This is a genomic window from Saccharopolyspora sp. NFXS83 (assembly GCF_026241095.1).
In the GTDB taxonomy this organism is placed as follows: Bacteria; Actinomycetota; Actinomycetes; order Mycobacteriales; family Pseudonocardiaceae; genus Saccharopolyspora_C.
The window spans coordinates 50,119-75,849 of record NZ_JAPFGB010000005.1; the positions used below are offsets into that span (position 1 = coordinate 50,119).

General features: G+C 71.5%; 21 protein-coding genes. 8 read left to right on the forward strand and 13 right to left on the reverse strand.

All coding sequences use genetic code 11. The features are described from left to right. Positions 1 to 4: 4 nt before the first annotated feature. The 7 genes from OOZ19_RS07090 to OOZ19_RS07120 all read right to left on the reverse strand — a co-directional run bounded on the left by OOZ19_RS07090 (position 5) and on the right by OOZ19_RS07120 (position 8,415). Positions 5 to 979 (reverse strand): NAD-dependent epimerase/dehydratase family protein, encoded by a 975-nt coding sequence (locus OOZ19_RS07090; protein ID WP_266089206.1) that lies wholly within the window; start codon positions 977 to 979, stop codon positions 5 to 7. Continuing rightward, on the reverse strand, positions 976 to 2,118 hold the full coding sequence (locus OOZ19_RS07095) for a glycosyltransferase (RefSeq protein ID WP_266089207.1): 1,143 nt from the start codon (positions 2,116 to 2,118) through the stop codon (positions 976 to 978). The genes OOZ19_RS07090 and OOZ19_RS07095 overlap by 4 nt, the downstream gene beginning before the upstream one ends. Continuing rightward, on the reverse strand, positions 2,115 to 3,479 hold the full coding sequence (locus tag OOZ19_RS07100; protein WP_266089208.1) for a sugar transferase: 1,365 nt from the start codon (positions 3,477 to 3,479) through the stop codon (positions 2,115 to 2,117). Before OOZ19_RS07100 ends, OOZ19_RS07095 begins: the two co-directional genes overlap by 4 nt. Further along, positions 3,476 to 4,705, reverse strand: a complete 1,230-nt coding sequence (locus tag OOZ19_RS07105; protein ID WP_266089209.1) for an NAD(P)-binding domain-containing protein — start codon at positions 4,703 to 4,705, stop codon at positions 3,476 to 3,478. The genes OOZ19_RS07100 and OOZ19_RS07105 overlap by 4 nt, the downstream gene beginning before the upstream one ends. Further along, the gene (locus tag OOZ19_RS07110) at positions 4,705 to 6,039 is read right to left on the reverse strand and encodes a carboxylate--amine ligase (protein WP_266089210.1); all 1,335 of its coding nucleotides are present in this window, start codon (positions 6,037 to 6,039) and stop codon (positions 4,705 to 4,707) included. Before OOZ19_RS07110 ends, OOZ19_RS07105 begins: the two co-directional genes overlap by 1 nt. Positions 6,040 to 6,046: 7 nt before the next feature. Next, entirely contained in the window at positions 6,047 to 7,441 is a 1,395-nt protein-coding gene (locus OOZ19_RS07115; RefSeq protein WP_266089211.1) for a nucleotide sugar dehydrogenase, read from the reverse strand. 194 nt (positions 7,442 to 7,635) lie between these two features. Continuing rightward, positions 7,636 to 8,415 carry a polysaccharide deacetylase family protein gene (locus tag OOZ19_RS07120; RefSeq protein ID WP_266089212.1) on the reverse strand — a complete coding sequence of 260 codons (780 nt, stop codon included), beginning with the start codon at positions 8,413 to 8,415 and terminating at the stop codon, positions 7,636 to 7,638. Between the two features lie 211 nt (positions 8,416 to 8,626). Between OOZ19_RS07120 and OOZ19_RS07125 the strand changes: the two genes are divergently transcribed. Further along, positions 8,627 to 9,484, forward strand: a complete 858-nt coding sequence (locus OOZ19_RS07125) for a phosphatase PAP2 family protein (protein WP_266089213.1) — start codon at positions 8,627 to 8,629, stop codon at positions 9,482 to 9,484. Positions 9,485 to 9,704: 220 nt separating this feature from the next. On the opposite strand, the gene OOZ19_RS07130 is transcribed toward OOZ19_RS07125, so the two are convergent. From OOZ19_RS07130 to OOZ19_RS07140, 3 genes are all read right to left on the reverse strand, one after another. Further along, entirely contained in the window at positions 9,705 to 10,769 is a 1,065-nt protein-coding gene (locus OOZ19_RS07130; RefSeq protein WP_266089214.1) for a 2-oxoacid:ferredoxin oxidoreductase subunit beta, read from the reverse strand. Further along, complete coding sequence (locus OOZ19_RS07135) at positions 10,766 to 12,727, reverse strand: 2-oxoacid:acceptor oxidoreductase subunit alpha (protein ID WP_416309406.1); 1,962 nt, start codon at positions 12,725 to 12,727, stop codon at positions 10,766 to 10,768. The genes OOZ19_RS07130 and OOZ19_RS07135 overlap by 4 nt, the downstream gene beginning before the upstream one ends. A 1,068-nt stretch (positions 12,728 to 13,795) precedes the next feature. Further along, the gene (locus tag OOZ19_RS07140) at positions 13,796 to 14,071 is read right to left on the reverse strand and encodes a hypothetical protein (RefSeq protein WP_266089216.1); all 276 of its coding nucleotides are present in this window, start codon (positions 14,069 to 14,071) and stop codon (positions 13,796 to 13,798) included. A gap of 219 nt (positions 14,072 to 14,290) precedes the next feature. On the opposite strand from OOZ19_RS07140, the gene OOZ19_RS07145 reads away from it, so the two are divergent. The 3 genes from OOZ19_RS07145 to OOZ19_RS07155 all read left to right on the forward strand — a co-directional run bounded on the left by OOZ19_RS07145 (position 14,291) and on the right by OOZ19_RS07155 (position 17,743). After that, positions 14,291 to 15,544 carry a helix-turn-helix domain-containing protein gene (locus OOZ19_RS07145; protein WP_266089217.1) on the forward strand — a complete coding sequence of 418 codons (1,254 nt, stop codon included), beginning with the start codon at positions 14,291 to 14,293 and terminating at the stop codon, positions 15,542 to 15,544. Positions 15,545 to 15,566: 22 nt separating this feature from the next. After that, positions 15,567 to 16,127: a flavoprotein gene (locus tag OOZ19_RS07150; protein ID WP_266089218.1), complete on the forward strand. Its 561-nt coding sequence runs from the start codon at positions 15,567 to 15,569 to the stop codon at positions 16,125 to 16,127. A gap of 110 nt (positions 16,128 to 16,237) precedes the next feature. Continuing rightward, positions 16,238 to 17,743, forward strand: a complete 1,506-nt coding sequence (locus OOZ19_RS07155) for an ArnT family glycosyltransferase (RefSeq protein WP_266089219.1) — start codon at positions 16,238 to 16,240, stop codon at positions 17,741 to 17,743. Between the two features lie 9 nt (positions 17,744 to 17,752). Here OOZ19_RS07155 and OOZ19_RS07160 read toward each other — a convergent pair whose 3' ends face one another. After that, positions 17,753 to 19,318 carry a PrsW family intramembrane metalloprotease gene (locus OOZ19_RS07160; protein WP_266089220.1) on the reverse strand — a complete coding sequence of 522 codons (1,566 nt, stop codon included), beginning with the start codon at positions 19,316 to 19,318 and terminating at the stop codon, positions 17,753 to 17,755. A 65-nt stretch (positions 19,319 to 19,383) separates the two neighbouring features. After that, positions 19,384 to 19,887: a response regulator transcription factor gene (locus OOZ19_RS07165; RefSeq protein WP_266089221.1), complete on the reverse strand. Its 504-nt coding sequence runs from the start codon at positions 19,885 to 19,887 to the stop codon at positions 19,384 to 19,386. A 487-nt stretch (positions 19,888 to 20,374) separates the two neighbouring features. Between OOZ19_RS07165 and gad the strand changes: the two genes are divergently transcribed. Both gad and OOZ19_RS07175 read left to right on the forward strand, forming a co-directional pair. Further along, positions 20,375 to 21,685 carry a glutamate decarboxylase gene (gene gad, locus OOZ19_RS07170; protein ID WP_266089222.1) on the forward strand — a complete coding sequence of 437 codons (1,311 nt, stop codon included), beginning with the start codon at positions 20,375 to 20,377 and terminating at the stop codon, positions 21,683 to 21,685. Positions 21,686 to 21,713: 28 nt separating this feature from the next. Next, positions 21,714 to 22,649 (forward strand): nitrilase-related carbon-nitrogen hydrolase, encoded by a 936-nt coding sequence (locus OOZ19_RS07175; protein WP_266089223.1) that lies wholly within the window; start codon positions 21,714 to 21,716, stop codon positions 22,647 to 22,649. A 45-nt stretch (positions 22,650 to 22,694) separates the two neighbouring features. Here OOZ19_RS07175 and OOZ19_RS07180 read toward each other — a convergent pair whose 3' ends face one another. Further along, on the reverse strand, positions 22,695 to 23,501 hold the full coding sequence (locus OOZ19_RS07180; RefSeq protein ID WP_266089224.1) for a LamB/YcsF family protein: 807 nt from the start codon (positions 23,499 to 23,501) through the stop codon (positions 22,695 to 22,697). A 352-nt stretch (positions 23,502 to 23,853) separates the two neighbouring features. Here OOZ19_RS07180 and OOZ19_RS07185 point away from each other — a divergent pair, with 352 nt between their 5' ends. Next, positions 23,854 to 24,750, forward strand: coding sequence for a 5-oxoprolinase subunit B family protein (locus OOZ19_RS07185; protein WP_266089225.1), 897 nt, complete (start codon positions 23,854 to 23,856; stop codon positions 24,748 to 24,750). Next, a complete protein-coding gene (locus OOZ19_RS07190; RefSeq protein ID WP_266089226.1) occupies positions 24,750 to 25,727 on the forward strand; it encodes a 5-oxoprolinase subunit C family protein in 978 nt (325 codons plus the stop codon). Before OOZ19_RS07185 ends, OOZ19_RS07190 begins: the two co-directional genes overlap by 1 nt. Positions 25,728 to 25,731: the final 4 nt, after the last annotated feature.

Below are 25,731 nucleotides of genomic sequence, written 5' to 3' on the forward strand. Positions count from 1 at the left end.
TCCGCTACGCCGACACGACCTGCGCTGCGCGCGTCTGCTCGTCGATGACGGCGCGAACGATGTCGTCGAGCGTGCGGGTGGGCTGGAAGCCGATCAGCGCCCGCGCCTTGGCGCAGTCCGGGACCCGGCGTTGCAGGTCCTCGTAACCGGGCCCGTAGGCGTCCTCGTAGGACATCTTCACGACGCCGGCGTTCGACCCGGTCAGCTCCAGCACCTTCGTCGCCAGTTCCATGATGGACACCTGCTCGGTGCTGCCGAGGTTGATCGCGGTCCCGTTGGCCCCCGGGAGGTCCACCAGCCGCACCAGCGCGGGCACCACGTCGAGCACGTGGCAGAAGCAGCGGACCTGGTGCCCGGTGCCGAACACGGTCAGCGGCCGGTCGTTGAGCGCCTGGCCGACCAGCCGCGGGATGACCATGCCGTAGCGACCGGTCTGCCGGGGCCCGACGGTGTTGAACAACCGCACGATCACCGCGTCCAATCCGAGTTCCCGGACGTAGGAGCAGGTCAGGCTCTCGTCGATCGCCTTGGCCTCGGAGTAGGTCCAGCGGGTCTTGAGCGGTGAGCCGATCAGCCGGTCGTCGGTCTCGGACAGGCCCGGTTTGGTGTTCTTGCCGTAGATCTCGCTGGTGGAGGCCACCAGCACCCGGACTCCGTTGCGGTGCGCGGAATCGAGCACGTTCTCGGTGCCGTGCACGTTGGTGAGCAGGCTGCGCAGCGTGCGTTCCTGGATGACGAACGCCCCCACCGCCGCCGCCAGGTGGAACACGACGTCCACTTCGGACACGAGGTCGTCGATGAGGGAACCGTCGAGGATGGTGCCCTGCACGAAGCGGAACGCCGGCGCGTCCTCCGGCAGGTTCGCCTTGCTGCCGGTGCTGAGGTCGTCCACGCCGAGCACGGTGTGGCCCTCCGCCAGCAGGTGTTCGACCAGGTGCGAGCCGATGAACCCGGCGGCTCCGGTGACCAGCGCCCTCATCGCGCACCCCCGCCCTGCTCCGCGGCCAGCGGCCGGTTCGTCCCCGACCCGCGCCGAGTCCTGGAGTGCAGCCGTTCGTAGAGATCATCGATGCGGCCGGTGACGGCCTCGATGCCGTACAGATCGCGGATCACCGGCACGTCGCCGCGCGGGCGCCGGTCGGTGACCTCGGCGGTGATCTCCTTGCGCATGCCTTCGACGTCGCCCGGAACCCGCCGGGCCCGGTCGGTCCGCACGCCCTCCAGCGCCGGGCACGTCGTGTAGAGCACCGGCATCCCGTTGGCCAGCGCCTCCAGCACCGACAACCCGAAGGTCTCCTGCGCGGACGACGCCACGAACAGGTCGAACGCGGAGAGCATCGCGGACACGTCGTGGCGCTCACCGGCGAACACCACGTGCTCGGCCACGCCGAGCTCCGCGGCCAGCGCCTCCAGCTTCTCCCGTTCGGCGCCGCCACCGACGACGAGCAGCTTCGCGCCCTCGCCCAGCAGCGGTGCCGCGGCCTCGATCACCATGTCGAAGCGCTTGTTCGGGTCGAGCCTGCCCAGCACGCCGATCACGTGGGCCCGCTCGTCGATGCCGTGCTCCGCGCGGACCCGCGTGCGGGCGGCCGGGTCGAAGCTGACGCGGCCGAAGTCCACCCCGTTCGGGATCACGCTGATCTTGTCGCCGCGCATCCCCCACTTCGCGAGCCGGTCGGCGACCGTCTCCGAGACCGCGATCGTCCGCTGCGCGAACGCGTCGGTGCCGAGGTAGAGCCCGCGGACCCCGGCGGTCATCCGCCTGCGCTCCAAGTGCGTCTCGCCGATCGAGTGCTCGGTGCCGACCACCACCGGCGTACCGGCCAGGCGCGCGGCGAGCTTGCCGTAGACGCACGCCCGGTAGAGGTGGGTGTGCACCACGTCGTAGCCGCCCTCGCGGATCAGCGCCCGCATCCGCAGCACCGCGCTCAGCTGCGTGTTGCTGGTCATGCCCAGGTCGCGGACCCGGACACCGTCCCCGATGATCATCTCTGCGACGTCACCAGGGTTGTAGAGCGCGAGCACCTCCGATTCGTGCCTGGTGTGCTGCAGGATCGACCTCAGCTGCAGCTCGGCGCCACCGACCGCCAGACCGGTGATCACGTGCAGAACCTTCATCGCTGTCCTCCCCCCATAGCGGTGGTCAGCACGATGCCGACCGTCCTGGCCACGACCACCACGTCCAGCCACGGCGTCCAGTTCTCGATGTAGCGGTTGTCGAACTCGGCCCGTTCCGGGATCGAGGTGTCCCCGTGCAGGCCGTGCACCTGCGCCCACCCCGTCATGCCACCGCGCACCCGGTGCCGGTCGCGGTAGCGCGGGATCTCGCGGGCGAATCGTTCGGCGTAGCAGGGCCGCTCCGGGCGCGGCCCCACCACGGACATCTCGCCGCGCAGCACGTTGCCCAGCTGCGGCAGCTCGTCGAAGTGGGTGCCGCGCAGCCAGCGGCTCAGCGCCGTCGTGTCGGTGGCGCACACCGACCAGCCCTGCTCCGCGCCGACCGGCACCGTGCGCAGCTTGACGACGGTGGCCGACCGGCCGGCGCCGGTGACGCGGCGCTGCCGGAACAGCGCCGCCCCGCCGCCACCGAGGCGCACGGCCGCGGCCAGCACCAGCAGCACCGGTGCCAGCACCACCAGCAGCGCGCCGGCGACGACCACGTCGAACGCCCGCTTCGCGCGCACCGCCGCGCGGGTGTGCGCGAAGCGGCGCAGCCGCACCAGCGGCACTCCCCAGACCTCGTCCAGGAAGCGCTGCGGCACCGCCACGCCCAGCTCCGGCAGGCGCGGCACCAGGTAGACGTCGGCGGGCAGCGGGCGGCAGTCCCGCACGATCGCGACCAGGTCCGCGTCGGTGTCCCCGGCGCAGAGGATCACGCGGGTGGCCCGGTGGCGGACCACCAGCTCACCGAGGCGTTGCGGACGCCCCAGCACCGGTGTCCCGTCCCCGGCCGGTCCGTTCGCGAGGAAAGCCGGTCGCAGACCGAACTCCGGGTGTTCCCGCAACGCGCGGGCGATCCGCGTCCCGACGGGACCGGCGCCGACGATCAGCACCGACTCGACGAGCAGGCCCCGGCGGTGCGCCGCGCGCACTCCCGCGCCGCCCGCGCCGCGCGCCAGCACCAGCGCACCCGCTCCGGCCGGTGCCAGCCACCCGGATCCGGTCCACGGCACCAGCAGCAGGGCCGGCACCGCGGCGGCCAGCGCCAGCCGCGGGACCTGGTCCCCGACGCGCAGGCAGATCCGCAGCCGCTGCCCGCCGTCGGCGGCCAGCACCGCCAGCACCACCGCCACGTACAGCGCGCCGGGCGGTCCCGGCACTCCCATCGCGAACGCGGCCACGGTCAACGTGACCGCGTCGACCACCGGCCACAGCACCACCGGCAGCAGCCGCGGCGCCGCGCGCTCCCCGGTTCGCACCGGGGAGCGCAGCGCGCACGACATCGGGCCGGGGCCGGACCGCAGGTCGGCGATGCTCATCCGGCGGCTCCAGCGGGGACGCGGCTCTTCGGCGCCGAGGACGACAGCCTCGCGCTGACCCGCCGCACCGCGTGGTCCGAGCCGTAGACGAACCGCATCACCGGCCCGTGGCTCGGCGCCACCGAAGCACCGACGAAGAACAGGCCCGGCACCGAGGACTCGAAGTGGGCGTCCACCCGGGGCGTCCGCGCCAAGGTGCGCAGCCGGGACCGCAGCCGCGGGTTCAGGAACCCGAACCGCTCCAGGTCCGGCGGATAGCCGGTGGCGCACAGCACGTGGTCGGCGGTGAACTCGCGACCGCCGCCGCCGAAGGTGCGCACCCCCAACTTGACCTGCTCGCCGACCGTCTTCGCCCAGTCCACGGTGTGCCCGACGTGCACCGGGAACACGCCCTCCACGCGGCTGCGCAGCCACCAGGCCCCGGCCGGGCCGAGCGCCGTGCGCGCCCGGAACACCCGCTGCCCCTCCGGCAGGTGCCGGAACAGGTCGGGGTGCTCGGAGTAGAACCAGGTGGACAGGCCCGAGCCGAGCCCCGCCTCCGGTTCCCGCATCCGCCGCAGCAGCGGCCGGTCCGGCAGCAACGGCCTGCCGTTCCACGCCACGTCCCTGGCGCGGGCGATCAGGCGCACCGAGGCGCCGTTCTCGTGCAGCAGCGCCGCCGACTCCAGCGCGGACTGACCGGCGCCCATCACCAGCACCTCGGCGCCGTCGAACCGGGCCGGGTCGGTGTGCTCCGAGCTGTGCGTGCACAGCTCCGGCGGCAGGTCCGCGAACACCTCCGGGGTCCGGGCGAAGTGCTGGACCCCGGCGGCGACCACCACGGAGCGGGCCTTCGCCCGGCCCCCGTCGGCCAGTTCCAGCTCGAACACGCCCGCCCGCCGATCCAGATCGGTGACCAGCACCTGCTCCACTTCCAGCGCGCGCTGGTCGCGGAACCAGTCGGCGTAGGCGGTGAAGGTCTCCAGGGACACCGGCACGCCGTAGTCGGCGTAGCCGCGGCCGGTCTCCTGGCAGAAGTTCCGCAGCGTGTGCGAGCGGTCCGGGTCGGACAGGTTCGAGGCGAACCCCTGCGATTTCAGGAACATCCCGCGCGGCATCTTGCTGCGCCACAGGTCCATCGGGATGCCGAACTGCCGGTAGCTCACGCCGCCGGCCCGCAGGTGCGCAGCCAGCGACAGCCCGTACGGACCGGCGCCCACGATGGCGACGTCGACGGTGTCGTTCATCAGTGACCCTCCTTGAGCGCATACGGCGACCGTCGCCGCTGCCGATTCCCCGTTCTCGCGTCCCGCTCCGCGCGTTCGCGGAAGCGCGGCGGTTCCACCACTTGCACGCTGGGGCGCGGTGCGAACCGCCGCGTCAGGGCGCGCCGTCCCATCCACCCGCACATCAGCGCGAACGGCGCGAGGTCGTCGCGGGCGAACCACGCCATCTCGTCGACGCCCCACAACGACCGCGCCCACCCGAGCAGCCCCAGGTCGCCGCGGCGCCAGTAGCCCAGCGCGCCGATCGGGTCGTAGTTCTCCACCAGGAACCGGCGCCCCACCGGCGGAATCCCCTCCGGCACCGGCTGCCCGGTCAGGTCCAGGTAGGCCGCGAGCACCACGTCGATGCCCGCGGAGTCGCGGAACAACCGGAACTGCGCGCCGAGCCGCGGGTTGAAGTCGAGCAGCCGGTAGGTGCCGTCGCGGCTGTCGAACCGGAAGTCCAGGTCCGCGATGCCGCGGAAGTCCAAGCGCCGCAACAACTCCGAGGCCTGGGTGCGCAGCACCGTGTTCGACGCGCACCGGCCCAGCGTGGTGAGCCCGGCGTGCGCCGGGTAGGACCGCAGCTTCACCCCGGTGAAAGCGGGACGGCACCCGGCGGATCCCCGGTAGGCGTGGAAGAACCAGTCGTTGCCGCTGCCGCCAGGTACGTACTCCTGCAGCATCAGCAGGCCCGCGTCCTGGGACTCGCAAACCTCGGCGATCTCCAGCAGTTCCGCGCGGGAACGCAGGATCGACGTGCTGCGCACCTTCGCGCGGCCACCGGACGTCCACGGCGTCGCGAGCTTCGCCACCAGCGGAAAGCCGTTCTCCGCCGCGAACTCCGCCGCCTCCGCCCTGGTGCGCACGAGTTCCGCGCGCGGCGTCGGCACGTCCAGGTCCCGGCACACGTCCTGCAAGGTGAACTTCCCCGCGACCTCCCGGGGCAGCTCCGGCGACGGATCCGGGAAGCGGAACCAGTGCCGCAGCGCGGCGCCGTGCTCGGCCAGGTGGATCGCGGCGGCGTCGTCGGTGGGGAACAGCACCGCTGGCCTGCCGAGCCGTTCCGCCAGCGCCGCGAGCCCCAGGTTGATCCGCTCCGGGTCGGCGAGCTCCGGCCGCCACCACCAGCGTCCCCGCAGGTAGCGGGAGTGCGCGGCGGGCGCCATCGGGTCCTCGTGCACCGCGTACACCGGCACCCCGGCGCGACCCAGGCTGCGGATCAGCCCGAGCCCGCCGTGGTGCAGCACGTTCGGGTCCAGCTTGAACACCACCGCGGGCGTCGCGGTGTCCATGCCGTCCGGTTCCGGTCGCATGCTCGCCTCACACGACCTGGCGGTGCGGCGCCAGCTCGAACTGGTACGTCGCGTCCAGCACCTGCGGGCAGTCCCCTGCCCACGTGTAGTCGAATCCCGGGTGCACGGTGTGCACGATGACCAGGTCCCAGTCGGCCCCGCGCGGTTCCGCTTCACCGGTCAGCCGGGAGCCGTCGGCCAGCTCGACCTCACCGATCAGCGGGTCGTGGTAGCGCACGTCCACGCCGAGCCGCGTCAGCCCCGCGATGATCGGCAGCGCCGGGGACTCCCGCAGGTCGCGCACGCCCGCCTTGTAGCTCACCCCCGCCAGCAGCACCCGCGCCCCGATCGCGCCGGTCCCGGCGGCGGCCAGCATGCTCTCGGCGCGGCGCACCACCTGCTCCGGGCGCAGGTCGATGGACCGCATCGCCTGGTCGATCATCGGAGCCGCGACGCCCTTCTCCCGCAGCTGCCACAGCAGGTAGTGCGGGTCGCACGGGATGCAGTGCCCGCCGACTCCCGGGCCGGGGAAGCTGCCGAGGAAGCCGTAGGGCTTGGTGCCCGCCGCGATGGTCACCTCGATCGGATCCAGCGACAACGCGCCGCAGATGTCGGCGATCTCGTTGGCCAGCGCCAGGTTCACGGCGCGGAAGATGTTCTCGTACAGCTTGGTCAGCTCCGCCGATTCCGGGGAACCGACCAGGTACACCGAGTCGGTGAGGTCGCCGATCACCCGCGCCGCCCGCGCCGAGCACTCCGGGGTGACGCCGCCGACGATGCGCGGGGTGTCGCGCTGCACGTGGTCGTGGTTGCCGGGGTCGATGCGTTCCGGGCTGAACGCCACGTGCACTTCGGTGCCGACCTCCAAACCGCGGCGCCGCAGCGGTTCCACCAGCAATTCCCGCGTGGTTCCGACGAACGTCGTGGACGTGAGGATGATCGTCTGGCCGGGCCGGGCGTGCGCCACCGCCGTCGCGCACGCTCCGCGCAGCGCGGCGAGGTCCGGCACCCGGTCCTCATCCACGGGAGTGGGAACGCACACCACGACCGTGTCCGCCTCCGCCAGCGCCGCCGGATCCTCCGCCAGGCGCAGCGATCCGTCGGCGAGCGCGTCGTGCAGCACCGCGCGTTCCGCGTCGGGCAGGTCCACGTCGCCGGCGGCCACGGCCCGCAGCCGCGCTTCGCTGATGTCGACGCCGACGACGCTTGAACGCCGAGCGGCCAATCCGCACGCCGTCGGCAGGCCCACGTACCCCAGTCCGAGGATCACCACCGTCTCCTGCCGGGCCCTCGGAACGCGGGTTCCCAGCCCGGAGGCGCGGCGGACCGCGTCCTCCTCCGACCGGTCCTGGTAAGCGACCAGCCGACCGGACAGCTGCCGCTCCCGGCCGTTGACCGCCAGCGCAAGGTGATGCTGGGTCACGTTTCCTCCCCCAGTTACGCGTGTCCCGTGCCGAGCGGATCTCGCCGCCGGCTCGTTCCGGTGCCCCGTCGTCGGCCGGGCGGTCGCGGCCCCCACCGCGTCCCGCCTGCCCGATGTGTCGCCGCCGTTCGTCCGCGGATTTCAGAATCGCAGCTCAGAGCGGTAGAGCCGCTCCCCCAACGGCGGTAGCGCCCCTACCGAAACCGCAGGAATCTCGGCGCGGGGATCTCCGGCGCGCGGGTGGCGGCGAGCCCGTGCCGGGCGCGTTTCGCGTCGAGCCGCACCGTCCCGTCCCGGTCGCCGACGTAGGTGCGCGGCAGCGCGTGCACGCCCGAGAACTCGGAGCGCCAAATCGCGCAGCCGTAGTCGTAGCCGGCTTCCCGCACCGAGCCGACCACGGCGGCGTCCACGTCGCCGTACGGGTAGCAGAACCCGTTCACCGGCTGCCCGGACAGCGCTTGCAGCACCGGGCGGCTCTTGCCGACCTCGGCGGCCAGCTCGACCGGATCCAGCTCGGTCAACCGGCGGTGCCCGACGCTGTGCGAGCCGATCTCCATGCCACCGGCCGCGACCCGCGCGACCTCGTCCTCGGTCATCAGCGATTTGCGCGGGCCCGCCGGGTCCCACGCGTTGTGCCCGCCCATCATCCCGGAGATCACGAACACCGTCGCCGTCCAGCCGTACCGGCGCAGCAGCGGGTAGACCGTGTCGGAGAAGTCGGTGTAGGCGTCGTCGAAGGTCAGCCCCACCAGGCCGCGCCCCCGCCCTTCGCGGCGGGCGGCCAGCAGCTCCCGCATCGACACCCCGGTGCACCCGCGCGCCCGCAGCCAGCGCAGCTGTCGTTCGAACCGGGCCGGTTCCACCGTCACCAAGTACGGGTCGTCGGTGTACTCGGACACCGAGTGGTACATCAGCACGTACGGGAACGACTGCGGCACCCGTCGCCGGCTGGGCTGTTGCGCTGTCCGGGTCATCACCGGCCGCCCTTCTGGTCACGTCCTCGGCGGACCGTCGCACGGCGGGGTGCGGGGCGGACCGGTCGCGCGGGTGAGTCCGGGTAACCCGGTTGCACGAGACGGCCGCCGCGCCGGCCCCCCGGGGAGGTGATCAACTGCCCGTTTCGGGGCGATCGGTAGGATCGGGCGAATCAGCGCACCGGACCACGAGAACGCCGAGGAGTTGACAGTGGCCGCGGCCTCCCGTCGAGAACCAGCTCATCAGGACGGTCCCGCCGACCCGGCCCCGAACAGCGACCTCGGCGCCACCGCCCGCCGGAACGGACGCGTCTCCGAGCCGGATGCGCGCCGGGATTCCGGCTCCGCGCCGCCGCAGGCGGGGATCCGGGATCTGATCGCCGCCTACCCGTGGCTGCCGGTGGTGCTGGGCCTGCTGCTGAGCGCGCTGGGCGTGTGGTGCTTCACGGGACTCACCGAGCAGGTCTACCAGGGCGGGCCGCTGGTGCGCCTCGACGAGCACCTGCTGCGGGTGTCGCTGGAACTGCGCTCCGGACCGCTGGTGGGGGCGCTGGCGGTGCTCACCTGGCTCGGCGACGTGCTGGTGGTGCTGCCGGTGAGCCTCGCGATCGGCGTGCTGATCGGCGTCGCCCGGCACCGGTGGTCGCCGTTGGTGCTGCTGGCGCTGTCCTCGGCGGGCACCGGGCTCGCCGTGTACCTCATCAAGATCATGATCGCCCGTCCGCGACCGCTGGTGGTGGACGCGGTCGTCGTCGAGGACGGTTTCGGCTTCCCCTCGGGGCATTCGGCGCACGCCGCCGCGCTCTACCTCATGCTCGGCGTGTTCGCGCTGCGGCTGCTGCGCACCCGGTGGGCCCGCAACGCCCTGTTCACCGCGGCCGTGCTCGCCATCGTCATCACCGGGTTCAGCCGGGTGATGCTCGGCGTGCACTCCCCCACCGACGTGCTGGCCGGGTGGACGCTCGGCGCGTCCTGGACGGTGCTGCTGCTGAGCCTCTGGCTGTTCGCCGAACACCTGCCCCGGCTGATCGACTCCTTGGTGGCCCGCAAGCAGCGGGCCAGGGACTGAACACCCGGCCTCCCGCTCGATCGTCGTCCCGCCAGCGGCGAAGCCGCTGAGCAACGACCACGCACGCAGAACGACCACCCGCGGGTTCTCAGCGGCTTCCTCGCGAGGACGGCTTTTTCCCTCGTGGCGGAGCCACTCGGGAAAAAGACCCCGCAGCGAGGAAGCCGCTGAGGTTCCGCCACCCGACCACCAAAGCAGACCTGCTTCACAGAAAGGCTGCTCAGATCGTCCAGGTGTCGTTGCCGGTGAGCAGGCCCTGCAGGTCCGGCGGGTTGCTCTGCTCCGCCGCCGACGTCTGCTCGCGGGCCGCGTCGTCGTAGGTGGGGCGGGACACCGAGCGGAACACCCCGGTCACCGTCGGATCCAGGTTCACCCCGCCCAGCCGCGACAACGCGTAGGCGAACGAGCTGTCCGCGCGCTCCGCGTCGTGCACGACCACGTCCTCGGAGTCCACCTCCGCCAGCGGAGCCACCACCAGCTCACCGGCCGCGTCCCGCACCACCGCGAACTGCTCGTCCTCCGGCCCGAACACGATGGGCTTGCCGTGGCGCAGCGGGATGATGCGGCGCTGCTTCTCGTCCTTGTCCTTGAGCACGTCGAAAGCACCGTCGTTGAAGATCGGGCAGTTCTGGTAAATCTCCACCAGCGCGCTGCCCCGGTGCTCGGCGGCGGCCTGCAAGGTCTCCGTGACGTGCGCCCGGTCCGAGTCCAGCGTCCGCGCCACGAAGCTCGCCTCCGCGCCCAGCGCCAGCGACACCGGGTTGAACGGCGTGTCCAGCGAACCCGCGGGCGTCGACTTGGTGACCTTGCCGACCTCGGACGTCGGCGAGTACTGACCCTTCGTCAAGCCGTAGATCCGGTTGTTGAACAGCAGGATCTTCAGGTTCACGTTGCGCCGCAACGCGTGGATCAGGTGGTTGCCGCCGATGGACAGCGCGTCGCCGTCCCCGGTGACCACCCACACCGACAGGTCCGGGCGCTGGGTGGCCAGGCCCGTCGCGATCGCCGGAGCGCGCCCGTGGATCGAGTGCATCCCGTAGGTGTTCATGTAGTACGGGAACCGGCTGGAGCAACCGATGCCCGAGATGAACACGATGTTCTCCCGCCTGAGCCCCAGCGTCGGCAGGAAGCTCTGCACCGCGTTGAGCACGATGTAGTCACCGCAACCAGGGCACCAGCGCACTTCCTGGTCGGACTTGTAGTCCTTCGCGGTCTGCTTCTCGTCGCTGGTGGGCACGCCGTGCAGGCCGCCCACCTCCGGCAGTCCGAGGTCCGTGGTCGTCACGCCGACACCCCTTGCACCACATCGGTGAGCACGTTCTGGAGTTCCTCCGCTTGGAACGGGAGACCCGCGACCTTCGTGTGGCTGTGCACGTCCACGAGGAAGCGGGACCGCAGCAGCATCGCGAGCTGGCCGAGGTTCATCTCCGGCACGATCACCTTGTCGTAACGCCGCAGCACCTCGCCGAGATTCCCCGGCATCGGGTTCAGGTACCGCAGGTGGGCCTGCGCGATCGGCACGCCCTGCCCGCGCACCCGGCGGCAGGCGGCGCCGATCGGGCCGTAGGACGAGCCCCAGCCCAGCACCAGCACCTCGGCCCGCCCGGACGGGTCGTCGACTTCGAGATCGGGCACCTCGACCCCGTCGATCTTCGCCTGGCGCAGCCGCACCATCTTGTCGTGGTTGTCCGGGTCGTAGGAGATGGCACCGGAGCCGTCGGCCTTCTCCAGCCCGCCGATCCGGTGCTCCGTGCCGGGGGTGCCCGGCACCGCCCACTCGCGGGCCAGCGTCTCCGGATCCCGCACGTACGGCCAGAAATCGCCGGAGCCGTCCGGCGCGTTCGGTTCGGTCGCGAAGGTCACTCGCAGGTCCGGCAGCTTCGTGATGTCCGGGACCAGCCACGGCTCGGAACCGTTGGCGATGGCCCCGTCGGACAGCAGCAGCACCGGCGTGCGGTAGCGCAGCGCGATCCGCGCCGCCTCCAGCGCCACGTCGAAGCAGTCCGCCGGGGACCGCGGCGCGAGCACCGGCACCGGGGATTCGCCGTTGCGGCCGTAGAGCGCCTGCAGCAGGTCGGCCTGCTCGGTCTTGGTGGGCAGCCCCGTGGACGGGCCGCCGCGCTGGATGTCGCAGATCAGCAGCGGCAGCTCCAGGGTCACCGCCAGCCCGATGGTCTCCGACTTCAGCGCCAGCCCGGGCCCGGAGGTCGTGGTCACCCCCAGCGATCCGCCGAAGGAGGCGCCCAGCGCCGCGCCGACCCCGGCGATCTCGTCCTCCGCCTGGAAGGTCGTGACGCCGAAGTTCTTGTGCTTGGCCAGCTCGTGCAGCACGTCGGAGGCCGGGGTGATCGGGTAGGTGCCGAGGAACATCGGCAGCCCGCTGCGTTGACCGGCCGCGACCAGGCCGTAGGCCAGCGCCACGTTGCCGGTGATCTGGCGGTAGGTCCCCTTCGGCAGCGTCGCGGGCGCGACCTCGTAGGTCACCGCGAACGCCTCGGTGGTCTCGCCGTAGTTCCAGCCCGCGCGGAACGCGAGCACGTTGGCCTCGGCGATGTCGGGTTTCTTCGCGAACTTCTCCCGCAGGAAGCGCTCGGTGCCCTCGGTCGGCCGGTGGTACATCCAGGACAGCAGGCCGAGCGCGAACATGTTCTTCGCGCGTTCCGCGTCCTTGCGCCCGACCCCGGCGGGTTCCGCGGCGCCGCGGGTCAGTTCCGCCATCGGGACGTGGTGCACCACGTACGGTTCGAGCTCGCCGGACTCCAGCGGGTTGTGCTCGTAGCCGACCTTGGTGAGGTTGCGCTTGGTGAACTCGTCGGTGTTGACGATGAGGATGCCGCCGTGCGGCAGGTCGCCCAGGTTGGACTTCAGTGCGGCGGGGTTCATCACCACCAGCACGTCCGGCCGGTCACCCGGGGTGAGGATGTCGTAGTCGGCGAAGTGCAGCTGGAAGCTGGACACGCCCGGCAGCGTCCCGGCGGGAGCGCGGATCTCCGCCGGGAAGTTCGGCAGCGTCGCGAGGTCGTTGCCGAAGGCCGCGGCCTCCGAGGTGAAGCGATCACCGGTGAGCTGCATGCCGTCGCCGGAGTCCCCGGCGAAGCGGATCACCACGCGGTTGAGCTTCCGCGTGCTCGTCCCGTTCGGGTTGTCCTGGCTCGTGCGCTGGGAGTTCGTGGAGCCGTTGGCGCCCGGCCCACTCGCGCCGGTCCCCGTCTGCTCCGGAGGCTGGTGCCCGTTCGTAGTCACCAATGGACCCGTTCCCTTTCCAGCTCGCGGGCACGCCCGCGAGCCACTCCGCCGCCCTGTGGCGCACGATACAGCTCGGTGCGGCGTTCTTACGCCGACCACACGCGGGACTCAAGGAGCGGGACGGTCTCCCGAGCCGGGCTAACATGAATTCCTCGGGGATTTTCGGAGCCTTGTCGGCAACGATTCACTACTGCCGGGTAAAATAGGATCGGCAGCCTGGTCAGAACCGGGACCGCCCTCCTCTCGCACCGCCGGAGGCGCCCATCCGGACACTCCGGACCGCGTTTCCACGGGCCGCGGCGGAGTCGCCGAGGAATCCCGGACGAACCGCCCCACTCCGGTCACCACGCCATCACCGGCAGTGACGAAGGCGGGCTCCCGAGCCGGATTCCGGCCACTCCGCGCGAGGATTCGCGGGAAAAGCAGGCACATCGGCCGAAGCGCGATTCGGCCGCACGGCCGAACCCCTCCGCCACGCGACCGAACGGCCGGGTGGCACCGCCCCCGACCTGCCACGCGACCGCCTCGCCCGACGGCGAGCGGCGCCGGGGCGACATCGCCGGGGCGCATCGCGGACCATCCGGAGCCGAACGGACTCGAATGCGTTACTCATCGGTCACATCGCCATTCCCGACCGCCCCGGCCGCGACCTTCTCCATCGCAGCCGAACCACCCCACGGCACCTGCCGAAGAACCTACCCCGCGCAGAACGCCAATACTTCTACCGAGCATTCCCGATCTCAATCATTCAATCATTCCATCTGCGACCGACCTCACCACGGAGCAGATCCGCATCCACCCCGTTTCCGAAATCTCCAACACCCCCTCACCGCGCCCACGAAAATATGAGTCCGGCCACGCGGCAATACACCCACCAATTCAGCAATGTGAGCTCGATCATATCGCCGGTAAAACCATTCACACCCGCCCCACGCTAGGCCGGACGAGTGAACTCCGGTACCCCCGTGACAACGCGCCGCGAACCCCGCCCACGCGGACAACGGATGACCCGGCCACTCCCATGGCCGGGTCATCTCGCACATCTCGGAAATCAGGTCGTGCCGGTCACGCCCCCAGCAACCCCAGCACGGCCGCGACGCAGGTCGCCAGATCCCCCGTCCGGTTCCACACCATCTCCCCCGGAGCCGCCGTCGCGGCGGGCAGGAACCGCGCCGCGCGGCAATCGTCCTGGTCGAAGATCCACAGGACGTCCACGCACGTCGCCGCGTCCCGCCAGCCGACCAGGCCGCCGATCTCCCCCTCGTCGTCCGCGAAGGCCCGGAAGGACCACCCCGCCGAGCGCAGGTCGTTCAGACCCGCCAGCTCCGGGTAAGCCCGCACCGCGGACTCCGCCTCACCCCCCTTCGCCGTCTCCTCTCCCACGCCGGCCTGGCGGGAATCGAGGAATGCGCGCCGATTCTCAGCTGCTGATCGCATAAGCTGACAGTGGACCGAAATCGGATATCGGAGTGCCACACAATCGCCACAGCCGACGACTTCCGATTGCCCGGCCGCAGCCGATCATGTTTCGTGGGCCAGGCGCACAAGGGGGAAGACAGCATGACGCACGAAAACGGCACGGAAACCGACAGCATCGTCGCGGAGGCTCCCGGGGACGTCGCCGAAGCGGACAATCCGACTAGGACCGGTTCCCGCATCGCCGAACTGCGCAAGATCCACGGCGTGACGCAACGCGCGCTGTCGGTGCGCGCGGCCGTTTCCTATTCCTTGCTGCGCAAGGTGGAACGCGGCGAGCGCGCGGCCAGCCATTCCTTCGTCGCGGCCGTGGCCCGCGCGATGTCGGTCAACATCACCGACCTCACCGAACAGCCGCACCACACCCGGCCGGCCAACCCGTCCTCCGAGCAGGCGGGCGTGCCCGCGCTGCGCCAAGCGCTCGTCGAGGGCGACGACCCGCAGCTCGACACCGACCCGCGCGCCGTCGAGGACCTGCGCGCCGACGTCGCCCGCATCAAGGAGTGGGATCGGCGCACCCGGCACGCCGAGGCGGTCCAGGCGCTCCCGGACCTGCTGCGGCACCTGCACCACGCCGCCGGTGCGCATCCCGAGGATCCGGCCGTGCACGAGCTGCTGGCGACCGCGTACTCGTACACCATGATCGCGCTCTACCGGCTGGGACACCTCGACCTGTGCCACCTGGCCGACGAGCGCGCCCGTGCCGCGGCAGCCCGGGGCGCCGACCCGGTGCGGAGTTCCGTCGCGGAGTGGAACCACGCCCTGGTGCTGCTGTTCGACGGCTCCTACAACGCCGGGCTGCGCTCGCTGGACCGCTCGCTCGGCTTGCTGGAACCGGTGCCGGAAACCCCGGCGACCTCCGCCGTGCGCGGGGCCGTGCACCTGCGCGCCGCCATCCTCGCGGCGCGCACCGCCGACGCCGACCTCGCCGACACGCACCTGCGGGAGGCCCGCGCGATGGTCGTCGACGGCCAAGACGAGGCCAACCACTACGGGACCAAGTTCGGCGCCACCAACGTCGACATCCACGGCGTGGCGGTCCCGGTGGAACTCGCCGACGGCACCACCGCGGTGACCAGGGCCGCCACCGTGCAGCTGCCCGAGCACACCGCGCCGAGCCGCAGCGGGCACTACTGGATCGACCTCTCCCGCGGCTGGCTGCTGCACGGCGACCGCCGCCGCTCGCTGGAGTGCCTGCAAACGGCCCGGCGCATCGCACCGCAGCTCACCCGCTACCACCCGCAGGTGCACGAGACGGTGCAGTCGCTGGCCGCCAGCGACGCCCGGTCGACCAACAGCCTGTCCCACTTCGCCGCCTGGTGCGGCATCCGGCGTTGAAGTCCGGCTGCGGAGCGACGTGATGGACGACAACGGGCAGCCGGTGCTGTACGCGATCGGGATGGGTTCCCCCGCGGCTCGGGACATCGGCAGGTTGGTGGAACTCGCCCGGGCCGACGGCTGGGCGGTGTGCGTGGTCGCCTCGCCCGACGGCAGGCGGTTCCTCGACGTCGAATCACTGGCCGCGAAGACGGGCCACCCGGTGCGCAGCGAGTACAAGGACCCGGCCGCGGCCGACGCGCTGCCCCCGGCCGACGGCATGATCGCGGCCCCGATCACCTGCAACAGCCTCGCGAAGTGGGCGGCGGGCATCTCCGACACCCTCCCGCTGGGGATGCTGGTGGAGGCGGTCGGCAAGCGGCAACCGGTGGTGGCGATGCCGTTCTCCAACCGCGCGCAGATCGCCTTCCCGCCCGTGCAAGAGGCGATGCGGCGGCTCTCCGGCTGGGGAGTCGAGGTGCTGGCCGGCCCTGAGGTGTACGAGCAGCACGAACCCGGAACGGGCGCCGAGCACCTGCACCGCTTCCCCTGGGAGCTGGCGTGGCGGACCTTCCTGGACCACCCCTGGCATTTCCGCCGCTGACCGCACGCGCCCCGAGCCGCCTACCCCGCACGACCGGTTCCGAGGCCGGTTCCTAGACTCGCGCCGCGCCGCCGGGAGACGCGCCGGCCGGAACCGACGAGGGGAATCGGGTGCCAGCGCCGACCGAGCAGCCGACGTGCGAGCCGTCGCCGTTCGCGCGCGGCCCGGTGCTGACGATCGCCGGGCTCACCGCGCTGCTGCTGGTGCTGATCAGCGGCCGGTACGGCTACCTCTCCGACGAGCTGTACTTCCTCGCCGCGGGCAAGCACCACCTGGACTGGGGGTACATGGACCAGCAGCCGCTGGTGCCGCTGCTCGCCGCCGGGATCGACGCCGTGCTGCCCGGCTCGCTGGTCGCGCTGCGGCTGCCCGCGGCGCTGATCACCGCGTTCGGGATCTGCTGCACCGCGCTGCTGGCCCGCGAGTTCGGCGGTGACCGGCGCGCCCAGGTGCTCGCCGCCGCCGCGTGCGCGCTGTCGCCGTGGCTGCTGCTGAGCGGGCACTGGCTAGCGGCGGCGACGCTGGAACCGGCGCAGTGGGTGCTGCTGCTGTGGCTGGTGACGCGGTGGGTCCGGCTGCGCGAGGCGGGGATCCGGCGGGACCGGCTGCTGCTCGCGGCCGGAGCGGTCGCCGCGGTCGGGGTGCAGACGAAGTTCCAGATCGTGCTGCTGTGCGCGGCGCTCTGCGCGAGCGTGCTCGTCGCCGGACCGCGCTCGATGCTGCGGCGCCCGGCGCTGTGGGCGGGGGTGGCGCTCGCGGCGACGGCGTCGATTCCGGCGCTGGCCTGGCAGGCCGGGCACGGCTGGCCCGCGCGCGACATGGGCGACGTGGTCAACGCGGAGAGCAGCAGGCTCCTGCTGCTGCCGACGGCGCTGCTCTACGCGGGCCCCGTCGCGGGCGCGGTCCTGTGCTGCTTCGGGCTCTGGTGCCTGCTGCACGACGAGCGGCTGCGCCCCGTGCGGTTCCTGGCCGGAACGACGCTGCTCCTGCTGGTGTTCTACCTGCTCGTCGGTGGCCGCCCGAACTACCTGTCGGGGCTGTGCGGAATGCTGTTCGCCGCGGGCGCGGTCGGGTTCCAGCACCGCCGCGCGGCCGGGGGCACCCGCTGGTCGTGGACGGCGTGGCCCGCGTACGCGGTCTCCTCGATCCTGCCGCTGGCCCTGCTCCCGATCGTCGCGTTGCCCACCGCGGCCCCGCACCCACCGCTCGCGCCCTACAGCAAGTTCTACGAGACGGGCTGGCCGGAGCTGGCCGAGACCGTCGCCCGCGCGTACCGCTCGCTGCCGCCCGACGAGCGCGGGCGCACCGCGATCGTCGGCGAGAGCTACCACCTCGCGGGTGCGCTCGACGTCCTCGGACCGGAGTTCGGCCTGCCCGCCGTGCACAGCCCGCATCGCGGGTACTGGTTCTTCGGTGCTCCACCGGACAGCGCCACGGTGCTGCTGTACGTGGGCGCCTCCGAGCCGCTCGAGCCGTACTTCACCACCGGCAGGCGGCTCGCGACGGTCCGGACCGAGCTGGACCTGGTGAACCTCGCGCAAGGCGTTTCGGTGATCCGCTACGACGGGCCGACGATGCCGTGGTCCCGGCTGTGGTCGCGCCTGCGCACCCAGTAGCGGGCGGCGCTACCGCCGCGGAGGCGGTGGCTGCTGCGGCGGGTTCGGCGGTGGGCCGGGCGGCATCGGACGCTGTTGCGGGGGCCGCTGCGGCCCCGGTCCCGGCTGGTTCCCGCCCGGCCGGGGTGCTCCGGGCTGCGCTGGCCCGGACTGGGACGGCCCCGGCTGCGGCGCCCCGGGCTTCGCCGTCCCGAACCTCGCCGTGGCCTGGTCGCCCTGGCCCGGCGATTCCGGCTTCGCCGTCCGGAACTTCGCCGTCGCCTGCTCCGACGCTGCTCCCGGACCGCGCGGAGCGGGCGCCTGACGGCCGGGCGCGGGCGTCCCAGGCGGCGGCGTCGGCTGGCCGAGCGGGCGGTACACCGGCATCCGCGTCGTCTGCAGCTGCGAGGTGCGGAAGAAACCGGACTGCTCGTTGCGCGACCACGGCGGCGGCGCCACCTGCGGCTGCGGGCGCCGCTGGAAGAACGCGTCCCGCGCCACCCGCATCAACCCGAGGATCGCATCGCGCCGGGAGTGGAACAGCGCCACCGGGATCGTCGCCCGCGTCGCGTGGTCGTGCAGCAGCGCCAGCTCCGTCGCCGCCAGCTGGTAGTCCGACATCGCGCGCACGCCCGGCAACCCCGCCTGCGCCCGAGCCCAGGTCCGAGCCTGCCTGCGCCCGGTCATCGTCGCGAGCATCCGCACGTCGTTGTCCTGCACCAGACCGCTCGGGATGTACGGCGGCAGGTGCGTGCCGATCAGCCCGATGAGCCGCCTGCGGTCCCGCACCACGATCACCACCAGCGTGATCAGGACACCCAGCTGGACCAGGTAGGCCAGCGCCAGCCCGCCGAAGCCGAACACGGTGGAGAAGTTCCACAACGCGTGCAGCAGCACTGCCGCGATCCAACCGGCGATCACCGCGACACCGCGCCCGGCGCTGCGGCTGCGCGCCGCGTACGCGACGCCGAGACCGGTCATCGCCGTGTAGATCGGATGCCCCAGCGGCGCGATCACGCCGCGGACCAGCACTGTTCCCGCGACGCCGGTTCCGCTTTCGAGCAAGCCGGTCTGGTAGTAGAGCACGTTCTCCACGAACGCGAAGCCGAGCGCGCACAACCCCGCGTACACCAGCCCGTCGGTCGGGCCGTCGATCTCGAAGCGGCGGAACCACAGCATCAGCAGCAGGAAGAAGCCCTTGAAGCTCTCCTCCACCACCGGGGCGATGACCGAGGCGGTGAGCACCTCGCCCAGCTCCACCCCGTACACCGGTTGCAGCAGCGCACCGCCGAGCGTGTTCACGATGAACGACCCGACGATCGCCACTCCGGCGCCCCAGGCGAACGCCAGCACCAGGTTCACCCGCGGTTCGGGCTCCAGCCGATCCATCAGCAGCACCAGCGCCACCAGCACCACCACCGTCGGCAGCGCCAGCAGGCCGCCCACCACGGTGCTGAGCACCCCACCGGAGAGCAGGTAGTAGGTCAGGGCGAGCAGCATGCAGATGCCGCACACGATCAACCCGATGATGAACGGGATCGGTGTCCGGTTGCTGTTGCGGCCTTCGAGGACCGAACGAGGGCTGAGCGCGGGCATGCGGCGAGCGTAGAAGATCACTCCTTTCGGCGGTGCCGGATCCCGCCAACGCCCCCTCCGAAGGATCAGTTCCGCTCGGCGGCGCCGGGGCCGCGCACCCCCATCGACGTCGTTCCCGTCGCGACGGCCGAGCCGGGCTCACCGGGGCCCCGGCCCGCGGTGAGCGCTTTGACCGCGGCCGAGGTGCGGTCGGCGACCTCCAACTTGGTGAACACCGCCCGCAGGTGGTTCTTCACGGTCCGCTCGGAGATCCCCAGCGACCGCGCGATCTGCCGGTTGGAACTACCTCGGACCAGATGTCCCAGTACCTCGTGCTCCCGCGGGGTGAGCCGCTGCAGCAGCGGCGCCGCCTGCGCCCCGGGCGTGCCGGCGGTCGCTCCCGCAGCCCGCTGCAGCGCGTCCCGGTAGACCTCTCCGGCGACCAGCCCGGTGTGCCCCAGCCGCACCCGCAGGGTCACGAGTTGGTTCACCTGCCCGAGCACCTGCTCCAGCGCCGCGGAATGCTCGATCGCCTCTCGCATCATCGCGGTGATCGCGGTGTCCAAGGCTCGCCGGTACGAACTGGCCATCAGGTGACTCCCAGAGGTTCGGTGACATCGACCGCGCCGCGTCCGGACGCACGGGCCCCCGCGCGGCGCATGGTTGTTCCGGCACAGAACCTGGGCACCACGGCGCACCTCCGCCGTGACCAGGTCGATCGAGCACCGTTCGCAGGCCGACGCTTCACCACCGGGCAAGGCCTTCCCACCTGCACCGGACCGGTCGCTGCCTCCACTGGCTATGTCGTCAGCAGCCCCTCCGGAAGTGACCGACCGGCCACCGATTTCCCCCGGATGCGGCAATCAAGGACACGAATGGGGCAGTCCCTCGGTGCCATTCGGAGGACCAGGGCGGGCGCAGCAGGTCTTTGTGACCATGTCGGCCCCCGCCGCACGCCGCTTAGGTTTCGAGACGTCGCACGTCCCAATCCCTCCCGCTGCACTCGGCTGCGATGCCTTCTGAGATCGCAGCCCCCCGTGAAATCACGTCGCAGTCTTCATCAAGGAGGTCTTCGCCATGTCGTGTCCGCAGGCGGCAAGCCGGGCGAGCGCACCACCCACGACGACCGCGCGTGCGCCGGGAGCGCTGCCCAGCAAGGGCTGGACCGCCTCGGCGGCCGCGAACGCGGTCCGGATCAAGCTCCGGGAGGACATCACCCCGGCGGCGAACCTGGCCACCTTTCTGACCAGCACCGTCGAGCCGGAAGCCGAACGGCTGTTCAGCGAATACCTGCCGTACAACCTCATCGACAGAGACCAATATCCGGGAGCCACCGAACTCGAACGCCACTGCGTGCAGACCCTCGCGGGCCTGTGGAACGCCGACCTGTCGACCGCCGTCGGCACCGCCACCACCGGATCCAGCGAGGCCGCGCTGCTGGCGGGCACGTCGCTGCTGCGGCGGTGGCGGCACCGCGGCGACACCGCCGGCCGCAAGCCGAACCTCGTCTTAGGCGCGAATGCCCACGTGTGCTGGCACAAGTTCTGCCGGTACTGGGAGGTGGAGCCGCGCATCGCCCCCGCCCAGCAGGACCTGCTGCACCTGAGCGCGCAGCAGGCCAAGGAGCGGTGCGACGAGGACACCATCGGCGTGGTCAGCGTGCTCGGTTCGACGATCGACGGCAGCTACGAGCCGGTCGCCGGGATCGCCGCCGCGCTCGACGAGCTCGCCGCCGAAACCGGGGTGGACGTGCCGATCCACGTCGACGCCGCCTCCGGCGGTTTCGTCGCACCGTTCCTCGACCCGGAGCTGATCTGGGACTTCCGGCTGCCCCGGGTGCACTCGATCAACGCGTCGGGGCACAAGTACGGGATGGTCCCGGCAGGGCTCGGCTGGATCCTGTGGTGCGACTCGGAGGCCCGCACGAACTGGCTCAGCTTCGACACGAACTACCTGGGCAGCACGCGGGCCAACCACGAGCTGAGCTTCTCCCGGTCGGCCGCGCCGGTGGTGCTGCAGTACTACAACTTCCTGCGGCTCGGCTTCGACGGCTTCCGCGAACTGCACGCGCGCTGCCGTGCCACCGCGACCTCCTTGGCGGCGTCGCTCGACGAGATGGGACCGTTCCAGATCCTCGGCGACGGCAGCGACCTGCCCGTCGTGGTGCTGTCCCAACGCGACGGCCGGCACCGCTGGACGTTGCGGGAACTCGCGGCCCACCTGGGCACGCACGGCTGGTCTGTACCGGTGTACGCGCTGCCACCGGACCGCCAGCAGACCGACGTGATCCGGATCGTCGTGCGCAACGAACTCACCGCCGGGCACGTCGAGGACCTGCTCAGCGCGGTCCGCGGCTACCTGTCCGGCGCCATCGCCACCCCGGCATGACCAGCACCCCCGCAGAGAGGACGAACCATTGCGCCCCATCCGCATCGCCAGCAAGCTCACCCGCCCCGAACCGCCGCAACCGGGCACCGGAGTCCGGCTCGCGCTCTTCCAAGGTGAGAACCCGGTGGGCACCCCGGAGGCGGTGACGGCGAACCTGAACCGGATGCGGGAGGTCGTCGAAGTCGCCGCCCGCTACCAGGCTCAGCTGTGCGCCTTCCCCGAGTGCTACACCACCGGCTACTCGCTCGGCGCGCAGGAGGCGCGAGCGTTGGCCCAGCCGAAGGACGGCGCGGCGATCCAGGCCGCGCAGGCCGTCTCCGCCACCCACGACATCGGGATCGTGGTGCCGTACGTGGAGCTCGACCGCGCGGCCGACACCGTGCACGACTCCATCGCCCTGGTCCTCGGGGGCGAGCTGGCCGCGAACTACCGCAAGACCCACCTGTACGGGGCCGCGGAGCGGATCAACTTCACCGCGGGCACCGAGCTGCCGCCGGTGGTGAAGGTCAACCAGTTCCCGGTCGGCCTGCTCAACTGCTACGAGTGCGAGTTCCCGCCGCTGTACCAGAGCCTGGTGGGTCGCGGCGCGCGGCTCGTGGTCGGCCCGACGGCAGCCGATCACCACTTCACGCTGCACGACGGGAACCCCACCCAGGTGCCCTACCCGGACGCGACCGAGCACATCATCCCGGCGATGGCCTCGGTGTGGCGGGTGTTCGTCGCGTACGTGAACCGGCGCGGCTGGGAGACCTCGGAACGCGGGCAGTGGCAGTACCGCGGCAACTCCGGGGTGTGGGCACCGGATGGCACGCCGATGATCGTGGCCGGGCCGGAGGAGCGCAGCGACGACACGTTGCTCGTCACCGACTGCGTGCCGGACGAGGTCGCCCCGTTCAGCCCGGAAGGCGATCACTTCTCGGACAACCGGGTGGCGCTTCAGGAGAAGCTGCTGCCGACGACCTGACCGGGCGATCGGGTCGGGCCGCGCCACCGGCCTGACCCGATCCGGTCACACCGGTGCGGTCTCCGCCGCGGAGGCCGCACCGGAGTTCCGGTCCGCCAGCACCGCGCGCATCGCCGCCAGCTCCACGCCTTCGGCGGCGAACGCGTCCCGCACTGCCCTGGCCACCTCCACCGCGTTCGGGCGATCCCCGTGCAGGCAGATCGAGTCCGCTCGCACCGGCACCGCGGTACCGCTGACGGAGTGGACCTTGCCGCGCAGCACCGACAGCGCCTGCTGCGCGCACGCCTGCGGGTCCTTCGCGACGGGAGCCGGTTCGATGATGATGTGCCCGGCGTCGTCGTAGTCGAGGTCCGCGAACGCCTCCCGCACGACCGGCACGCCCAGTTCGGCGACCCGATCGGCGGTCGGGCCCGCCAGCAGCACCACCGGCACGCCCGGGGCCGCCGCGGCGACGGCCGTGCCGACGGCCTCGGCCACCGCCGGATCGCGCACCGTGAGCCCGTAGAGCGCGCCGTGCGGCTTGACGTGGGTGATCGCGACGCCCAGCTCGTCGGCCAGCGCCCGGAGAGCTCCGAACTGGTAGAGGCAGGCGTCCGCCGCCTCCCGCGGGCTCATCGTCAGCGCCCGGCGCCCGAAACCGGCCAGGTCCGGGAATCCCGGGTGCGCGCCCGCCGCCACGCCCGCGTCGCGGGCGGTGCGCAAGGCGGCGCGCATGGTCGCGGGATCACCGGCATGCCACCCGCAGGCGATGTTCACCGAAGTGACCAACGGGATCACCCGTTCGTCGTCACCCAGCTTCCACCGGCCGAAGCTCTCGCCCGCGTCCGCATTGAGATCCACGAGTGCCTGCACCGGATCCACCTCCCGCAGCTGCCGCACGCGACCCGCCAGGGGCTTGTAGTGCGGTGATCCCCGGCCGCGCGCCGATGGTAAGAGCCATGTTCCCGCACGCCCCGGTTCCGCGCAGTGCTCCGTTCGGTTGTCCTCCCCGCGCCTTTCCCGATCTTGGAGCGTCCTTTCGGCCGATTCGAGTGCGTGCGTTCGCGCGTACCGATCAGTGTTGCGCTCGGGCTATGGTGACCCGAACGTGCGATTTTTTCGTTTCGTCCAACGAGTTCGCATCTCAGGTTCTGCGCCGGGAATCGCTTCGGCGCATGCTCAAGCACACGGCAGATCACCTCCGTAACCGGTTGAGGAGGTCGACATGGCAGCGACTACGACGCACCTGCCTCCCGCTCGGTACGAGTTCGGTGGCGATGAATTCATCTTCGTCGAGCTCGATCAGGAAATGAGCCTGGAAGCCAATTTCAAGGCGATGGCGATCACCGGGGCCCTCCGGGAGCAAGGCATCGACGGCGTCATCGACATCTGCCCGTCCAACGCCTCGTACATGATCAGGCTCGACCCCGACCGGCTGCACCCGGCGGAACTGGTCGATGAGCTGCGCGGACTGGAGATCACCGCGGGCGACCTGCCCGACGATCACACGGTTCCGACGCGGATCGTCGACGTGCCGATCTTGTTCGACGATCCGTGGACGCGGGAGACGCTCATGCGCTTCCGCGACAATCACCAAGACCCCACCGGAACCGATCTTGAATACGCGGCGCGGATCAACGGATTTCGCGGAGTGCCCGAGCTGATCGATTCGATCACAGGGTCCCCGTTCATCGTCACGATGCTCGGATTCGTCCCCGGATTGCCGTTCTGCTATCAGATGGTTCCCCGCGAGCGGCAGATCGAAGTGCCCAAGTACGTCCGTCCGCGCACTGATACGCCGGAACGCGCCTTCGGTTACGGCGGCGCGTTCTCAGTGGTCTATCCGGTCCGCGGAGCCGGGGGATATCAGCTGTTCGGCATCGCGCCCGCACCGGTCTTCGACGCCGCGCAGACGTTGCCGGACTTCGCCGATCACATCGCTTTCCCGAAACCGAGCGACATCCTGCACTACCGCGCCATCGACCGCGCCGAGTACGACCGGATCCGCGGCGAAGTGGAGGCGGGCACCTTCCGCTACCGCACCGCCGAGGTCGAGTTCTCCCCGACCGCGTTCCTCGCCGACCCGGACGGCTTCAACCGCACCCTGCTGGAGGTGCTGTGATGAGCGAGATCATCGTGCGCTCCGGAGGTCTCTACACGACGGTCCAAGACGCCGGCCGCGACGGGCAGTACGCCATCGGGATGCCGCCGTCCGGCGCCCTCGACCAGTACTCCTACCGCGTCGCGAACCTGCTTGTGGGAAACCCCGACGGCGCCGCCGCGCTGGAGGCCACCTACATCGGCCCGGAACTGGAGTTCACCGACGACCGGCTGATCGCCATCACCGGCGCCGAGGCCCCGGCTCGCGTCAACGGAGAACCGGTCGCCCGCTGGGAGACGCTGGCGGTGCGCGCCGGCGATGTCCTCACGTTCGAGATGATCACCTCTGGCGCCCGGCCCTACGTGGCCGTCAGCGGCGGGATCGCGGTCCCCGAGTACCTGGGCTCGCGCTCGACCTACACGCTCACGGGCATCGGCGGGTTCCAGGGCCGCGCGCTGCGCACCGACGACCGGCTACCGCTGGGATCGCCGCCCGCGTCCGGACCGCCCCCGGGCAGCTCGGTGCCCGCGGGCCTGCGCCTAGCGCTCGGCGGGGTGGCGGAACTGCGCCTGGTCATCGGCCTGTGCTCCTACCGGCTCACCGAAGCCGCGCTGGAGTCCTTCGTGGACACCGAGTGGAAGGTCACCAAGGACGCTGACCGCGTCGGCTACCGGCTGCGCGGCGGCACCATCGACTTCATCGACCGCGAACCGCCGTTCGGCGCGGGCAGCGACCCGGCGAACGTCGTCGACCTGGGCTACCCCATCGGCTCGGTGCAGGTCCCCGGGGGCAACGAACCGATCGTGCTGCTCGGCGACGCGGTGACCGGCGGCGGCTACGCCACCGTGGGCACCGTGATCTCCGTGGACCGCGACCGGATCGCGCAGGCCCGCACCGGCGACCGGGTGTCGTTCACGCCGGTCGACGTCGACGCCGCGATCAGCGCCCGCAGAGACCGCGGCATCCGGCTGGAGAAGGTTCGGGCCGCAGTCAGCTAGTCCC

Coding starts and splice junctions, on each gene's coding strand:
- OOZ19_RS07110 (WP_266089210.1), bottom strand. CDS start 6,039: ATGCGACCGGAACCGGACGGCATGGACACCGCGACGCCCGCGGTGGTG.
- OOZ19_RS07165 (WP_266089221.1), bottom strand. CDS start 19,887: ATGGCCAGTTCGTACCGGCGAGCCTTGGACACCGCGATCACCGCGATG.
- OOZ19_RS07100 (WP_266089208.1), bottom strand. CDS start 3,479: ATGAGCATCGCCGACCTGCGGTCCGGCCCCGGCCCGATGTCGTGCGCG.
- OOZ19_RS07145 (WP_266089217.1), top strand. CDS start 14,291: ATGACGCACGAAAACGGCACGGAAACCGACAGCATCGTCGCGGAGGCT.
- OOZ19_RS07120 (WP_266089212.1), bottom strand. CDS start 8,415: ATGACCCGGACAGCGCAACAGCCCAGCCGGCGACGGGTGCCGCAGTCG.
- OOZ19_RS07090 (WP_266089206.1), bottom strand. CDS start 979: ATGAGGGCGCTGGTCACCGGAGCCGCCGGGTTCATCGGCTCGCACCTG.
- OOZ19_RS07185 (WP_266089225.1), top strand. CDS start 23,854: ATGGCAGCGACTACGACGCACCTGCCTCCCGCTCGGTACGAGTTCGGT.
- OOZ19_RS07150 (WP_266089218.1), top strand. CDS start 15,567: ATGGACGACAACGGGCAGCCGGTGCTGTACGCGATCGGGATGGGTTCC.
- gad (WP_266089222.1), top strand. CDS start 20,375: ATGTCGTGTCCGCAGGCGGCAAGCCGGGCGAGCGCACCACCCACGACG.
- OOZ19_RS07095 (WP_266089207.1), bottom strand. CDS start 2,118: ATGAAGGTTCTGCACGTGATCACCGGTCTGGCGGTCGGTGGCGCCGAG.
- OOZ19_RS07105 (WP_266089209.1), bottom strand. CDS start 4,705: ATGAACGACACCGTCGACGTCGCCATCGTGGGCGCCGGTCCGTACGGG.
- OOZ19_RS07160 (WP_266089220.1), bottom strand. CDS start 19,318: ATGCCCGCGCTCAGCCCTCGTTCGGTCCTCGAAGGCCGCAACAGCAAC.
- OOZ19_RS07190 (WP_266089226.1), top strand. CDS start 24,750: ATGAGCGAGATCATCGTGCGCTCCGGAGGTCTCTACACGACGGTCCAA.